Here is a 16756-nt window from a genome sequence, read left to right on the forward strand (position 1 = left end):
TGATAATTACAATGAAAAAGAATATACTTTTAACAATAGCCACTGCATTTTTATTGGGAACAACGTCCTGTAATGATTTTCTGGACAATCAGCCAAGAGGTGTGCTTTCCGAGACCGATGTGGTAACACCGCAAAATGTAGATGGTTTCGTGGTTGCAGCATATGCCTCTATGGGAAATGACCATTATGACACGCCTTTCAGCCTTTGGCCATACGGCAATGTACGTTCAGACGACGCTTACAAAGGCGGAAGTGGTACGAACGATATCCAGGCTTTTCACTTTTTTGAAATTTCAAATAACATCCGTTCAGATTTTGGGGAGTTAGACCGTCTTTGGTATCTCAATTATGTCGGAATTGGCCGATGTAATAAGGCGATTGCAGCATTGAACCAATTGACAGATGCGCAATATCCGAACAAGCAGAAACGTATTGCAGAAATGAAATTCGTGAGAGGTCATTTTTACTTCTTGCTTAAAGAATTGTTTAAATATGTGCCTTATGTAGACGAAAATACGCCGCTAGACGATTATCCGAAAATTTCCAACCGTGCTAAAACCGACCAACAGCTTTGGGATGCAATTGCTTCAGATTTTGAATTTGCAGCTGCTAATTTGCCAATGACACAATCGGAAGTCGGAAGACCAAAGAAAAGTGCCGCGTATGCGTATTTAGCCAAAGTGAGATTGTATCAGGCTTATGAGCAGGATAATAATTATACAGTAACCTCAATTAATCCGGCAACGCTTCAGAAGTCCATTGATGCAGCGAATCAGGTAATTGGGAACTATACACTAGAATCTGATTTTGGTTATAACTTTTTACCGGGAGCCCACCAAAACGGACCGGAATCGGTGTTTTCTATTCAGTTTTCAGCCAATGACGGAACACTTTTCGGAAGACTAAATTATGGTGACGTTTTGTCTTTGCCACAAGGTTTGGGATGCTGTGATTTCCACAAGCCGAGCCAGAATTTGGTCAACGCTTTCAAAACCACGCCGGATGGTTTGCCGATGTTTGATAATTTTAATGATACGGATTTGAATTACAATCAGTTGAGTAATTACAAAGTAGACCCTAGGTTGTACCATACGGTAGCATTGCCGGGATTGCCTTGGAAATATGATGAAAATAAAATCTATCAGGAAAGCTGGAACAGAAGCCCCGGAACTTACGGTTATTATGCTTCTCTAAAAGAAAATGTACCGGTAGGTTGTGGCTGTACCGTGAATGTAGACCCGTTCTATGGCAATTCTAAAAACAGAATCATCATCCGTTATTCCGATGTTTTGTTGATGAAAGCAGAAGCTTTGATAGAATTGGGACAACAAGATGCCGCTTTACCATTGATTAATCAGGTAAGACAGCGTGCCGCTAACAGTACCATTTTGACAGGCAGTTATACAACCAACAACCTGATTAGCAAATATCAGCCGGGTGTTAACTGTACGTGGACACAGGATTATGCAAGAAAAGCCTTGAGATGGGAACGTAGAATGGAGTTTGCGATGGAAGGCAGCCGTTTCTTCGATTTGGTAAGATGGGGCGTAACTGCAAGCACGATGAACACGTATTATTCGGGTGAAAAAACGAAACGTTCTTATTATTCTCAGGCAGGCTTTGACCACGGCATTGAAGAATATTGCCCGATCCCTTTGGCTCAAATCAACTTTAGCCAAGGCTTGTACAAACAAAATAATGGGTACTAAATTCAGGATTTGCAACTGCAAAATGTTCAAGAAAGCTTTTGGCGGTTTGTAAATCATTTTAAAACAAACAATCATTTATGAAAACAATATTTAAAAATTTCCAATTAATCATCCTTCTGATGATTTCTGCAGCATTGGTCTGGTCTTGCGATAGCCAGATGGAAGACGGTTTGGTGACGGATGTTTCGGTGAATGTCGCTTCTTTCAAAGTGAATGGTGTGTCAGGTGTTATCGACAATCAAAATGATAAAATAACAGTGACTTTGCCATACGGAACGGCGGTTACAGCTATCTCTCCGGTTATAGAAATTCCGCAAGGTGCGAGTATTTCTCCGGCTTCCGGTGTGGTTCAGGATTTTACGCAGCCTGTAAAATACCGCGTTAAAAACGGAAATATCTACAAAGATTATACAGTAAGCGTTCAGCCTCAGGCTCCGATTATCAGTTTTAAAATCAATGGATTATCAGCAACGATTAATTCATCCAACAAGACGATTTCGTTGGTAATGCCGGAAGGAACCGACCTTACAGCTTTACAACCTATTATTGAAACTGCAACTGGAGTCAGCATCAGCCCAGCTTCCGGTACTACGATTAATTTTACAAGTCCGGTATCTTTCACGGTGTCTAATGCCAATCTTACGGAAGTTTATACCGCAAAAGTAACAACACCAGTTTCAGGACCTTCTATCGCTTTTATCGGAATGGCAGCTACCAGAACGGGGCTTACAAACCCGGACGAAATTGCTGCGGCGGACTGGTTATTTGGGAAATTCTCAGGTGCAGTTTACGTGTCGATGGCGGATATTGCAAGTGGCGCAGTTAATTTAACAGGAATCAGCGTACTTTGGTGGCATTTTGATTCTGCAACAGCACTTCCGGGAGATGCGCTGAATGCGAATGTTACTTCTAAAATTAAAACCTATCTGAATGCTGGCGGAAATATTCTATTAACGAGTTTCGCTTCTCAGTATGTGGATGCTTTGGGCGTTGTTCCAGCTGGTAAAGGACCGAACAACGTGTTTGGAGATTTTCCACCCAATGGCTTTGTAGATGCCAACAACGATTGGGGGATTTCGTTCAAAGGGCACGAAACGCATCCAGTTTTCGATGGATTACAGACTTATGAATCCGGAAAAGCAAATCTTTTGCAAAAAGGGACTTTTAGATTGAATCATACCGCTTGGTGGTTTTTACCAGATTGGGGTGGTTACGTCAACGGAGCAGGCTGGAGAACCCAAACTGGCGGTAACAATTTAGCGAGTGAAGCTTGGGATAATAACCTTGATGGTCGTGTCGCAATAGCTGAATATCCTGGTGGAACGGCGAATAAAAAATGCATCACGATTTCTATGGGCGCATACGATTGGTACAACGAGACGTCTAACGGAACGCCAAGCCAAGCCAACAGCTATCTTGATAATATCAAAAAACTGACGGAAAACAGCCTTAATTATCTTGTAACGAATTAAAATCAGAACCAATGACAATCAGAAAAATATATTTAACCGCCGTGATGGGTTTGGCGATGTTTTCTTGCCAGAATAATGACTCGGTGACGGATGTGAATCCGGATGACATTTTTAAACAGACCAATGTATTTCCGGTTCCGCCAAACCAGTGGATGGGAGGGAATAATCCTTATTACACCGCAGGTTACGTGGGGGATGTGATGCCGTACTACGAAAACGGAATCTTCCATTTGTTTTTCCTGCACGATGCTAAAACCAAACCGGCAGGCGAAGGTTTCCACGATATTCACAGCTTTGATACCTCTAATTTTAAAGATTTTAACTATCAGGGAAGACAAATTCCTTATGGATTGGCTTCTGAACCTGATTTTGGCGTCGGAACCGGAAGTCTTGTGAAAGTGGGGAACACTTATTATTACTATTATACTGGGCACAACGAGGTGGCATCCTTCATCTCGAACAATCCTAGAGAAAGTGTTTTGCTGGCAACCAGCACCGATTTGAAGAACTGGACGAAAGTTAAAAACTTTAAAATGACCGCTCCGGCAGGTTATTACGATTATGAATACCGTGACCCACACGTATTTTTCAATTCTGAGGACGGCAAATACTGGATGTTGGTTTCGGCGCAGACTTCAGCTAAAAAAGCGGTCGTTTTAAAATATACCACGACCAATCCTGCAAGTGGAAACTGGACGGTAGAAAATCCGATTTATACCACATCGGCATCCGAAAATTATATAATGCTGGAATGTCCGGATTTATTTAAAATGGGCAATTACTGGTATTTGGTATTTTCCGAAAACTGGAGCAGCAACAGCGGAACGCATTACCGCATCGCCACTTCTCCTAACGGACCTTGGACAACGCCTGCAAACGACCGTTTGGATGGTTCTTATCTTTATGCTGCAAAAACAGTCTCTGATAACACCGACCGCTATTTGGTGGGATGGACGGCAAGAAAAGTCCCTGAAAGCAATACAGGCGGAAAAGACTGGGCGGGAAATCTCGTTACGCATAAACTTGTCCAAAACTCAGATGGAACTTTAGGTGTAAAGCCAGTTTCTTCCATCGCATCGGTGTTTGGAAATAATACATCGCTTTCAGTGGATAAAATCAGTGGAACGGCTTCCCAAAACGGCAATAGCTTTAATCTGTCAGGAACGTCTCAGGTAATGTTCAGCAAACTGCAGAAAGCCAATCAAATTAATTTTACGCTAAATGCATCTTCCAGCGGACAATCGGGATTGATTCTTTCACAGGATAATGATGGTCAAAATGGCTATAAAATTGCTTTTGAACCCGCTAACAATCGTATTGCAAGCTATGTGATGAGCAGCGGAAATGAGACTTTGGACAACAGTTATCCTTTGTCGGGCATTTCCGGAACCAATTATAATGTCACCGCTTATATCAGCAATGATGTTTGCGTGGTTTATGTGAATGACAAAGTGGCGTTCAGCAACCGTGTTTACGATGTTGTTAACAAAAAATGGAGTATTTTTGGAACATCAAACAGTACATTCAGTAATATTAATATCAAAAATCCTTAATTAATGTTTTCAAATAAAAATATCAATGCCGTCAGTTATGGAGAGGTGCTTTTCGATGTATTCGGGGAAGAAAAGAAAATTGGTGGTGCGCCGCTTAATCTGGCACTCAGAACCGCTTCTTTTGGTTTTCCTGTAGCGATGATAAGCGCGATTGGGAATGATGAAGACGGCAAAGTAATTTGCGATTATGTCAAAGACCATCAGCTTGACGCCAGCGGCATTATTACCGTTGAGGATTACAATACCGGCGTAGTGCAAGTTTCTCTTAACGAAAGAGGTTCGGCAACCTACGAAATCAAGTTTCCGTCTGCGTGGGATTTTATTACGATGAATGAAGAAACTGAAAAATTGGTCAAAAATGCGGATGTTTTCTTTTACGGTAGCTTAATTTGCCGCAATGACGTTTCGAAAAATACGCTTTTTCAATTATTGGATTCTAACCCCAATATGTTTAAGGTTTTTGATGTGAATCTTAGAAAGCCGCATTATAATATCGAAGTTTTAAAACAACTGATGGATAAAGCGGATTTTATCAAGTTTAATGATGAAGAAATTCTGGAAATCGCTTCAGAACTGGGTTTCAATTCCGAAGATTTGGAAGAGAACATCCGTTTTATTTCTGACAAAACCAATACAAAATCCATCTGCGTGACTTTAGGAAAACACGGTTCAATCCTGCTTTGGGAAGGCGTAATGTACAGACACGGCGGATATCCTGTGAAAGTGGCGGATACCGTTGGTGCAGGTGATTCTTTCCTGGCGAGTTTGATCGCAAAATTGATATCTGACAAAAATCCTGATGCTGCACTGGATTTTGCCAGTGCTGTTGGTGCTTTGGTGGCGAGCTATACCGGTGCCAATCCGAAGCTTGATAACGCGGAAATTGAAGAATTTTTAAAAGAAAATGTTTAAGCATTTTTCGAATCATAAAAATTGCGCTATTGTACGTCATTAGCGCAATTTTTTTTAATATTTTAACAAAAATATAATTACCATTTTAATTATTAAATATTTAAATAATTTGTTCTGAGGATTATGTGGAGACTGAATTATCTTCACTAAATTAGCAGATATATTTGCGTTTTATATGATAAGCCCGTTTCTGAAAAGCATTTTTTCCTTCTTTATTTTAGCATCTGTATTGCTTTCTTGTAAAAAAGAAAATAAAGTAAATGCCAATGAAATACTCCTGCGACAATTGGATAAAACCATCCGTGAAAAAAAATCTTTTGAAATTAAAAAGAAAAGAAAAATTAATCATTTAAAATCAAAAATAAATATTGGAGGTAATTCAGACAGCATTAATTTTCAACTTAATTATTTAATTGTAGAAGAATATTTGGGTTACCAGTGCGATTCTGCTTATTCTTATTCTTACGCCAACGAAGAATTGGCTCTTAAAAACAAAAATGATTCCTGGCTATACCAGACACTTATCCAAAGGTCGGTTCTTCTTTCTACTTCGGGTCTTTTTTTGGAGTCAGAAAATATTCTGAATAAAATTGATCAGAAAAATTTACCTCTTCCGCTTCGTTTTTCCTATAATTCTGCGTATGAATGCCTTTATTCTAACCTTTTAGATTATACAGGCGAGGAAAATCTTTATGGCAAAATTTACAAAAAGAAATTAGCAGATTACTACGAGTCTGCTTATACCTCTCTAAAGCCTAATGATCCGTTTTATTATCTTTTTTTAAGCCATAAAAACAGGATAAATGACGACTGGGAATCTGCTAATAATAATATTGACAAGTTTCTTCAAACCACAAAAGCAGGAACCAGACTACACGCGATAGGAAGCTATTGTAAAGCTGTTATAGAAGCTAGGTTGGGAAATATAGATTCTCAGGAAAAGTTTTTAATTTATTCCGCAATATCAGATTTGCAGTCATCCACGAAGGAAAACCGATCTATGCAGGAGCTTGCAAGTGTGGAATATAAAAAAGACGATACCGAAAGAGCTTACAATTATATACAATCTGCGCTGGAAGATGCTAATTTCTATAACGCCAGATTTAGAAGTATACAAATAAGTAAAGTCCAACCGATTATTGAAAATTCTTACCTTCTTACCATCAATTCGCAGAACACAAAATTGCGCTGGTCGGTCTTTTTAATCAGTTTTTTATTATTGGGATTAATTGTTACCACGTATTTTATTTACAGACAGTTAAAAATTATAGCTAAATCGAGAAATGAACTTTCTCTTTTAAACACAGATTTGAAGGCAACCAACGCTAAGTTAGACGAAGCAAATCATGTAAAAGAGGAATATGTTGCCTTTTTCATCAACCAGTGTTCTATTTATTTGAAGAAATTCGAAAAATATAAAAATCTGATTGCTAAAAGATTGTCTGTTGGTCAGATAGATAAATTAACCGAAATGGTTAATAACAAAAACAGCGTAGAATTAGACTTAAATGACCTATACATCAGTTTCGATAAAGCCTTTCTTAGAATTTATCCCAATTTTGTTACAGAGGTGAACAAACTCATCAAGAAAGATTCTCAGTACGAAGTTACGGATGTACTCAATACAGAACTTAGAATCTATGCTCTAATAAGATTAGGAATTAATGATGCGGCTCAAATTTCAGATTTTTTAAGATACTCTTTAAGGACGATTTATAATTATAAGAGTAAAGTGAAAGCAAAATCGGTGATTGAAAATGATGATTTTGAAGCCAAAATCATGGAAATTGGCTCTATAAATACTCAATAGATTTACTTTTTATTTTATAGGTTAAAATGCTAATGATTTAATTATCAGTAGTTATTTTTTGTAAAACTCTTTTAAACCTTTACCTAAATACCCGTAGATATCTTCTGCGGGTATTTTAATTTTTAAGTAGGGATATATTAGCAACAATCAATTAACCTTATGTTAATGATCGGTTCACGAAACTGAAATCTTAACATTCTTTTTGAATTTTAAAAAGGAAATTCAGAAAAATTTTAACAAGAATTATTACAAACTATATAAATAAACCTTTACTAAATGAAAATTAAATATCAGAAATTATCTTTTGCGGTAATAGCGCTTTACTTTTCTGGAAACATGTTTGCTCAGGAAAAAGACAGTTTGCAAAAAGAACAGAAGATTGATGAGGTCGTTGTAATTGGCTACGGTAAAGCTAAAGCAAAAGATCTTACCGGATCTGTTTCCGTAATTAATTTGAATAAAGCCCAAAATCAGCCCGTTGCAGATATCGGACAGGCAATTCAAGGTCGTGCTTCGGGGGTTAATGTTATCAATTCCGGAGAACCGGGAAGCAATGTAACATTCAGAATTAGAGGAACGGGAACTATTCAGAACAATGATCCTCTAATTGTAGTAGACGGAATGCCTTTAAATGGCGGACTGAACCAAATCAACATGAGCGATGTGGAAACCATTAATATCCTAAAAGATGCTTCTTCCACTGCAATTTATGGTGCAAGAGGTGCTAATGGAGTAGTAATTATTACGACAAAAAGAGGTAGTAAAAAAGGCGTACTTAATTTTGACACTTTTACTGGAATTCAGAGTGTAAGCAATATGATAAAGCTTTTGGATGCATCGCAATACGCACAGCTGAATAATGATATGCTCCGAAATGCAGGAATGTCTGTTCTTCCGGAATTTTCTGATCCTTCTTCTTTAGGTACAGGTACAAATTGGGTGAAAGCTTTATTCAGACCTGCTGTAATGTCTAGTTACTCACTTTCTTATGGCGATCGTTCAGAAAAGAGTAATCTGTATGTTTCTGCGAGTTATTTCAATCAGAAAGGGGTTGTTTTGAATACCAATTACGACCGTTTTATTGTTCAGATTAACGGAGATACGAAGATTAAACCTTTCCTGAAAATCGGAAACAGTGTTAAATTACAACATGATGTAAAAAAATCCGGTGGTTATGATATAAAAGAAACCATTCTTTCGCTTCCGACAAGACCTGTTTATAATGCAGACGGCAGCTATGCCGGTCCCGGAACTAATCCGTTGTTGTATGGAGATATAGATAACGCGATTGGGAAAGCTTCTATCATCGAAAAATCGACTAAAGGGTATAATATGCAGGGGAACATTTATGCAGAATTAGAGCTTTTAAAAGGTTTGAAATTCAAATCTTTGGGTGGAGCAGAAGCAAACATCTGGTACGACAGAACGTGGTCGCCTAAATACAATTGGGGTGTAAAATCTCAGGAAAACTCTTACCTGTACGAAGGTTCGAACAGAAGCATCACTTTATTATGGGATAATACGCTTACCTACGATAAAATCTGGGGAAATCATAACCTGAATGCAGTAGTGGGAAGCAGTGCACAAACCAACCAGTTCAATTATCTTAATGCATCTGTACAGAAATTCGCCAGTGAGAATACACAACAGATAGATAACGGTATTTTGCAGCCGGTTCAGCACGGAAATTCTTCAGAATGGGCACTCATGTCTTACTTGGCTCGTGCAAGTTATAATTATGCCGAAAAATATTATCTTACCGCTACCATCCGTAGAGACGGATCTTCAAGATTCGGTGCAGGTAATAAATGGGGATGGTTCCCTTCTGCTGCTTTGGCATGGAGAATTTCAAACGAAAACTTTCTTAAAGATTCCAAAACAATCAATAATTTAAAACTGAGATTAGGATACGGGATTACCGGAAACCAAAATATCGGAAATTATTCATTTGCATCTTCTTACAACACCTATCAGTACAATTTCAACAATCAGTTTGTAAGTGCGGTAATGCCAACAGTACTTCCGAATCCTTATGTGAAGTGGGAAGGACAGGAACAGTATAACGTAGGTTTCGATTTGGATATGTTTAACAACAGAGTAAGTTTGGTGGTTGACGGATATGTTAAAAATACAAACGATATGCTTGTTCCGATGTCTGTACCGGTAACTTCAGGTTATTCTGATGTGTATACGCCTTCCATTAATGCAGGTAAAATTCAGAACAAAGGGATTGAAGCAATGCTTTCTACAAGAAATATCGTAAAAGATGATTTTAAATGGTCTTCTGATATTGTGTTTTCTCACAACAAAAATAATGCAGTAGACATCAACAGCAATACATTTATTCCCGGAGCAAAAGATGGCAATAACCTGAACCGTATGTTTGGAATTATCCAAGCTGGTTCTCCTGTGAATGTATTTTATGGATATGTTACAGACGGCATCTTCCAAAATCAGGCAGAAGTAAGTGCACATGCCACTCAAAATCCGGGCAACAATCCTGCAACAAGCACGGCTCCCGGAGATATCCGTTTCAAAGATTTGAATGGTGATGGGGTAATTAACGATAAAGACCGTACCATAATCGGAAATCCAAATCCTAAATTTACATTCTCTTTCAATAATACATTTACTTATAAAAATTTCGATTTCACAATTTTCCTTCAGGGAAGTTATGGTAACGATATTTACAATGCCAATAGAATGTATACCGAAGCAATGGCGGTCATTCAGAACCAAGGAGTAGGAGTTCTAGACAGATGGACAGGTGCAGGAACGAGCAACGATATGCCAAGGGCTATCTATGGTGATCCTAACCAAAATACACGTGTAAGCAGCCGCTATGTGGAAGATGGGTCCTACATTAAAATTAAAAATATTAATCTCAGCTATACGCTTCCGAAAGGTGTTTTTGGAGAAAATCTAAGTCTTGTGAAAATCTTTGTATCCGCACAAAATCTGGTAACCTGGACGAAATATTCAGGTTTTGATCCTGAAGTTCCGGTAAACGGAGTAGACAATGGTACTTATCCAATCACAAGAACAGTTTCTCTAGGACTTAATGTTGCATTTTAAATAATATCAGACATGAAAAAGATAAAAATTACACTATTGGCACTTATTGCACTTACACTGACGAATTGTAGCGACGATTTTCTGGATAAAGTGCAGCCCGATACCATCAATACAGGAAATTATCCTAAAACGGAAGCCGAGCTTATCACGATGGTAAACGGTGCTTATCAACCGCTTCAATGGCCCAAGCTCTACAACATGAGAATGTGGACTACCGATATATTCGCAGGGAACAGTATCGTAGGAGCAGGAGGAGGTGATGACGGTATAGAAACTACTCAGCTTTCTAATTTTGTAACCAGTACCGATAATCAGGGAGTTTTGGATCTTTGGAGAGGTCCATGGCCCGGAATTCTTTCAAGCAATATTGTTCTTAAAACAGCTCCGTCTCTCAATATCAACAGCGATATTAAAAACCGTTGCATGGGAGAAGCGTATTTCCTGAGATCTCATTATTATTTTGTTCTGGTAAGATTTTTTGGGGATGTTCCTTTGGTAACAGAGCCTCAGGATGTAAACGGAGATTTATACCCTTCAAGAGCTCCAAAATCAGATATTTATAATCTTATTATTTCAGATTTAGAAAAAGCAATTTCACTTCTTCCCGCAAAAGAAAGTTATGGAAGCATAGATAAAGGCAGAGCAAGCAAAGGTGCGGCAATTGGTGCTTTGGCAAAAGTTTATCTCACTCTTGGAAACTGGCAGAAAGTGGTAGATTTAACAACACAGCTGGAAAGTATGGGATATACACTTAATACAGATTATTCTGATAATTTTAATGTAAATACAGAAAACTCCAACGAATCTTTATTTGAAGTGCAGTATGCATCCGACGGAAACTATGATTTCTGGGGAAACCAAAATCAGGCATCTTGGGCAAGTACCTTTATGGGACCAAGAGGTTCTAATTTCGTAGGTGGCGGTTGGGGCTGGAACCAGCCAACGCAGGAATTTGTAAACAGCTACGAAGCGGGAGACAATCGAAAAGCAAAATCAATTTTTTATGATGGATGTCCTCAATATGATGGGAAAACATACACCTCATCTTATTCTCTAACGGGGTATAATGTTAGAAAATTTTTGGTTCCTCTTTCAGCATTTCCTTCCTATAACAATAGTCCTTTAAACTTTCCTGTAATGCGTTATTCTGAAGTTTTGCTGATGAAAGCAGAAGCTTTAAATGAATTGGGACAGACCTCTTTGGCGGCAGTACCTCTTAATACGGTAAGAGCAAGAGCAGGATTGGCTCCGGTTTCAGGTTTGTCACAATCTGCATTTAGAGATAAAGTTCTTCACGAAAGAAGAATGGAGCTGGCTTTCGAAGGACAGAGATGGTTTGATCTTGTTCGTGTAAACAACGGACAATACGGGTTAGACTTTTTACATTCTATCGGTAAAACCAATGCAACAAATAAGCACCTTCTTTTACCGGTTCCCCAGATTGAAAGAGACAGAAATCCTAATCTTTCACAAAACCCAGGATATTAAACATTCACCTATTTAACAATTTTAATTATTGACAACCGCAGCATTTAGATAGACTATATTTAACTGTTGCGGTTTCAAAATGATAAAAAGTATGATAAAAAAGATAAGTTTCCTGATCTTAGCCTTATTCTTTTCTTCGCAACTTTCAGCCGGCGAGGTCACTTCATTCACGAAAAATGCCAATCAGGTTGTCTTCAATTGTAAAGACGGCGCCAAGTTGTCGTTAACCATTAACAGCAGTTCTGTAGTGAAAGTCTGGTTCGATCCGTCGGGCAAATTCTCACGACAGAATCCTTCTTTTGCCGTGGTGAATGACAAATTGGAGAATATTGGAGATATTTCGGTAAATGAAGAACCGTCAGCTTACGAAATTTTCACGTCCAAGTTGAGAATAAGAGTGAATAAAAACCCAATGCAACTTCAGATTTTTGACAAATGGCAAAAACTGATTTACAGCGATTACGCCGATAAAGGCAATGTCGTTAACGGAAAGGGCATCAAATCTTACAAAAACCTCCGAAGTGACGAGCAATTTTTTGGCTTAGGCGAAAAAACGGGAACCCTGAACAGAAGAGGGAAGAACTATAAAATGTGGAACAGCGACAAACCTTGTTACAGCACCACAGAAGACCCGATTGCCAAGAGTATTCCGTTTTTTATGAGCAGTTATAATTACGGAATTTTCCTCGACAATACCTTTAAAACTGAATTCAAATTCGGGACAGAATCGGAAGATTATTATTCTTTCGAGGCGCCGGACGGAGCATTTGTGTATTATTTTATTTTTGGCAAAGATTATAAGGACATCCAGAAACAGTATATAACACTTACGGGTCAGCCGATTATGCCTCCAAAATGGGCTTTGGGATTTGCACAGAGCCGTGGCTTGTACACCAAAGAAGCTCAGGCTCTGGAAATTGCAGCTGAATTCAGAAAACGAAAAATTCCGATTGATGTCATTTATCAGGATATCGGCTGGACACAGAATCTTCAGGATTTTGAATGGCGAAAAGGCAATTATACAGACCCGAAAGGAATGTTAAAAAAGTTAAAGTCCAACGGATTCAAAATGATTGTTTCCCAAGACCCGGTTATTTCCAAAAAAGACAATAAGCAATACCTCGAAGCCAATAAGCTTGGTTATTTTGTGAAAGATGTCCGCACGGATAAAGCTTACGAAATGCCGTGGCCGTGGGGCGGAAACTGTGGTGTTGTCGATTTTACCATTCCTGCCGTAGCCGATTGGTGGGGCAAATATCAGCAAAAACCCCTGGACGATGGGGTCAGCGGCTTTTGGACCGATATGGGCGAACCCGCTTGGAGCAATGAGGAAGATACTGATCGGCTCAATATGAAACACCATCTCGGGATGCACAATGAAATTCATAACGTGTTTGGCCTAACCTGGGACAAGGTGGTGAAAGAACAGTTTGAAAAAAGAAACCCAAACAAACGTATTTTCCAGATGACGCGCTCGGCTTATGCCGGTTTGCAGCGCTATACCTTTGGCTGGACCAACGACAGCGGAAATGGTAATGACGTTCTCGACGGATGGTCGCAGATGGAAAATCAGGTTGCCGTTGGAATATCTGCCGGTTTGGGCGGTATTCCGTTTTGGACCACCGATATTTCCGGTTACTGTGGCGACATCACAGATTACCCGGCGATGGCTGAACTTTATACAAGATGGATGCAGTTCGGGGTATTTTGTCCTTTGAGCCGTGCCCATCACGAAGGCGACAATGCCGTAGAACCCTGGAAATTTGGAGAAGTGGCAGAGAAGAATACCAAAGCGGCCATCGAATTGAAATACCAGTTGTTTCCCTATCTCTATACTTATGCCAGAAAAGCCCACGATACGGGATTGCCGATTACAAGAGGACTTTTTATGGAATATCCTAAAGATTTGGATGCCGCTAAAATTGATAACCAGTTTATGTTTGGGGAAGAAATTCTCGTAGCACCAGTGCTTAGAAAAGGTGAAAGGGTAAAAAGGGTTTATTTCCCGGAAGGCGAATGGATTGATTTTAATGATAAAAAAACCGAATATCTGGGCGGCGAAAAGCTGCCGTACAAAGCCCCGCTCAATACCATTCCTATTTTTGTCAAAAAAGGTTCTATTGTGCCGATGATGCCTGTAATGCAGTACATCCACGAGAAAAAAGATTATCCCGTAACCTTCCATATTTTCCCGAATTATGAGGATGAGAAGGCCAGCTTTAGCTTGTATGAAGATGAAGGTGAAAATCAGGATTACCTGAAAGATATTTATTCATTGACCAACATCGTCTGTACCACTTTAGCTAAGGCTTATGTCATCGATATCAAGCCAGAGGATAAAGGTTTTCATCAGTCCGACAAAAGAAATTTTGTGTTGAGTCTTTTAGAGGAGGTCAAACCGAATTCGGTGATGATAGATGATAAAGAAGTTTCTTTTATAGCATTTGAAGCTTTTGAGGATGGAAAGGAAATACCAGGCAATGCTTGGAGCTGGGATGAAAGGGGAAACAAAATTCTGGTTAAAACACCGGATTTAAGAAAGAATATTAATATTAAAATCAATAAAAATTAGTAGAATGAAGAAGTTATTATTGCTTGTAGCATTAAGTTTTGTGAGCCTGATTTTTGCACAACAGCTAAAATCACCGGATGGCAAATTTGTGATGGATTTTTCCATCCAAAATGGGGGATATCCTACCTATAAACTGATTTACAAAGGTAAAGAAGTGATTAAACCAAGCCATTTGGGATTGGAACTGAAGTATAAAAATGTAGCTCAAAACGACCCTCAGAATTCATTGTTCAGCAATTTTGAAGTCATTGGTTCCAAAGCAGCCACTTTTGATGAAACCTGGAAGCCGGTTTGGGGCGAAACAAAAAGCATCCGCAACCATTACAACGAAGTGTTGGTCAGCCTGAAACAAAAGGGAACCGACCGTTATATGGATATTCGTTTTCGTTTGTTTGATGATGGCTTGGGCTTCCGTTACGAGTTTCCTCAGCAAAAAAATCTGGTTTATTTCACCATCAAAGAAGAGCGAACGCAATTTGCTATGACAGGCGACCACACAGCATACTGGATTCCGGGCGATTACGATACGCAGGAGTACAATTATACAACGTCAAAATTGTCAGAAATCAGAGGTTTGATGTCCAAATCTTATGAAAAAGGAAATGTGTCTCAGACTTCATTTTCGCCAACGGGTGTTCAGACCTCTTTGATGATGAAAACGGCTGACGGCATTTACATCAACCTGCACGAGGCGGCTTTAATCGATTATTCTTGTATGCATCTTAACCTGGATGATAAAAATATGGTGTTTGAATCTTGGTTAACACCGGATTCTCACGGGGACAAAGGTAAAATGCAGGCGCCACGCCACACACCTTGGAGAACGATTATTGTCAGCGATGATGCCCGAAATATCTTAGCATCCAAAATGACTTATAACCTGAACGACCCAAGCAAAATCACGGATACGTCTTGGATCAAACCAACAAAATACGTGGGTGTTTGGTGGGAAATGATTTCCGGGAAAAGCAGCTGGGCGTATACTGATGAGTTTCCTTCTGTCCAGTTGGGAATTACAGATTACAGCAAAGCAAAACCAAACGGAAAACACGGTGCAACCAACGAAAATGTAAGAAGGCATATTGATTTTGCCGCAAAAAATGGTTTCGATGCTGTTTTGGTAGAAGGCTGGAACACCGGTTGGGAAGATTGGTTTGGTAATGATAAAGATTACGTGTTCGATTTTGTAACGCCGTATCCTGATTTTGATATTGCAGCACTTAATGCTTATGCGCATTCAAAAGGGGTAAAACTCATTATGCACCACGAGACTTCTGCTTCTATCAGAAACTACGAACGCCATATGGATGAAGCTTATAAACTGATGAACAAATACGGTTACGATGCCGTGAAAAGCGGTTATGTAGGAAGCATCCTTCCACTTGGAGAAACACACTACAGCCAATGGACAAACAACCATTATCAATATGCAGTAGAAAAAGCGGCTGATTATAAAATTATGGTCAATGCCCACGAAGCAGTTCGCCCAACAGGGATTGCAAGAACTTATCCTAACCTTATCGGGAACGAGTCTGCAAGAGGAACAGAATATCAGGCTTTCGGGAATGATAGAAACAATCCAAATCACGTAACCATCTTGCCATTCACCAGATTAATTGGTGGCCCGATGGATTATACGCCTGGGATTTTCCAAATGGACGTCACCAACGGTTCCCACGTTAATGCAACCATTGCTAACCAGTTGGCATTGTATGTGACGATGTACAGCCCATTACAAATGGCAGCGGACTTCCCTGAGAATTATGAGAAATTCCCGGATGCTTTCCAATTCATCAAAGATGTAGCGGTAGATTGGGATGACAGCAAATATCTGGAGGCTGAACCGGGACAATATATCACCGTAGCGAGAAAAGCAAAAGGTACAGACAAATGGTTTGTCGGAAATGTAGCCGGTTACAAACCTTTTACGTCCAAAATTTCTTTTGATTTCTTGGATAAAGGAAAACAATACATCGCAACAATTTATTCTGATGCCAAAGATGCCGATTATCTTAAAAATACGCAGGCTTACAACATCCGCAAAGTGGTGGTAACCAGCAAATCAAAATTAGAGCAACTTTCTGTTCCTGGCGGCGGTTATGCCATCAGCATCGTTCCTGTGAAAGATAAAGCAGAAATCAAAGATTTAAAATCATTGTAAACCT

The 16756-nt window shown here is 39.3% G+C and carries 9 protein-coding genes; all 9 read left to right on the forward strand.

What is annotated here, in order from left to right; translation table 11 throughout:
• Nucleotides 1-11 precede the first annotated feature (11 nt).
• Nucleotides 12-1709 carry a RagB/SusD family nutrient uptake outer membrane protein gene (locus MTP08_RS02955; RefSeq protein WP_243576982.1) on the forward strand — a complete coding sequence of 566 codons (1698 nt, stop codon included), beginning with the start codon at nucleotides 12-14 and terminating at the stop codon, nucleotides 1707-1709.
• Nucleotides 1710-1786: 77 nt separating this feature from the next.
• Nucleotides 1787-3181, forward strand: a complete 1395-nt coding sequence (locus tag MTP08_RS02960; protein WP_243576983.1) for a DUF4960 domain-containing protein — start codon at nucleotides 1787-1789, stop codon at nucleotides 3179-3181.
• Between the two features lie 11 nt (nucleotides 3182-3192).
• Complete coding sequence (locus tag MTP08_RS02965; protein WP_243576984.1) at nucleotides 3193-4734, forward strand: glycoside hydrolase family 32 protein; 1542 nt, start codon at nucleotides 3193-3195, stop codon at nucleotides 4732-4734.
• Between the two features lie 3 nt (nucleotides 4735-4737).
• Entirely contained in the window at nucleotides 4738-5646 is a 909-nt protein-coding gene (locus tag MTP08_RS02970) for a carbohydrate kinase family protein (RefSeq protein WP_243576985.1), read from the forward strand.
• 175 nt (nucleotides 5647-5821) lie between these two features.
• A complete protein-coding gene (locus MTP08_RS02975) occupies nucleotides 5822-7456 on the forward strand; it encodes a DUF6377 domain-containing protein (protein WP_243576986.1) in 1635 nt (544 codons plus the stop codon).
• A 276-nt stretch (nucleotides 7457-7732) separates the two neighbouring features.
• A complete protein-coding gene (locus MTP08_RS02980; protein WP_243576987.1) occupies nucleotides 7733-10531 on the forward strand; it encodes a SusC/RagA family TonB-linked outer membrane protein in 2799 nt (932 codons plus the stop codon).
• Between the two features lie 12 nt (nucleotides 10532-10543).
• Complete coding sequence (locus MTP08_RS02985; RefSeq protein WP_243576988.1) at nucleotides 10544-12019, forward strand: RagB/SusD family nutrient uptake outer membrane protein; 1476 nt, start codon at nucleotides 10544-10546, stop codon at nucleotides 12017-12019.
• A 91-nt stretch (nucleotides 12020-12110) separates the two neighbouring features.
• Complete coding sequence (locus MTP08_RS02990) at nucleotides 12111-14591, forward strand: glycoside hydrolase family 31 protein (RefSeq protein WP_243576989.1); 2481 nt, start codon at nucleotides 12111-12113, stop codon at nucleotides 14589-14591.
• A gap of 4 nt (nucleotides 14592-14595) precedes the next feature.
• Nucleotides 14596-16752: a glycoside hydrolase family 97 protein gene (locus MTP08_RS02995; protein ID WP_243576990.1), complete on the forward strand. Its 2157-nt coding sequence runs from the start codon at nucleotides 14596-14598 to the stop codon at nucleotides 16750-16752.
• The last annotated feature ends 4 nt before the right edge of the window (nucleotides 16753-16756 follow it).

Source organism: Chryseobacterium oryzae (assembly GCF_022811665.1).
Classification (GTDB): Bacteria; Bacteroidota; Bacteroidia; order Flavobacteriales; family Weeksellaceae; genus Chryseobacterium; species Chryseobacterium oryzae.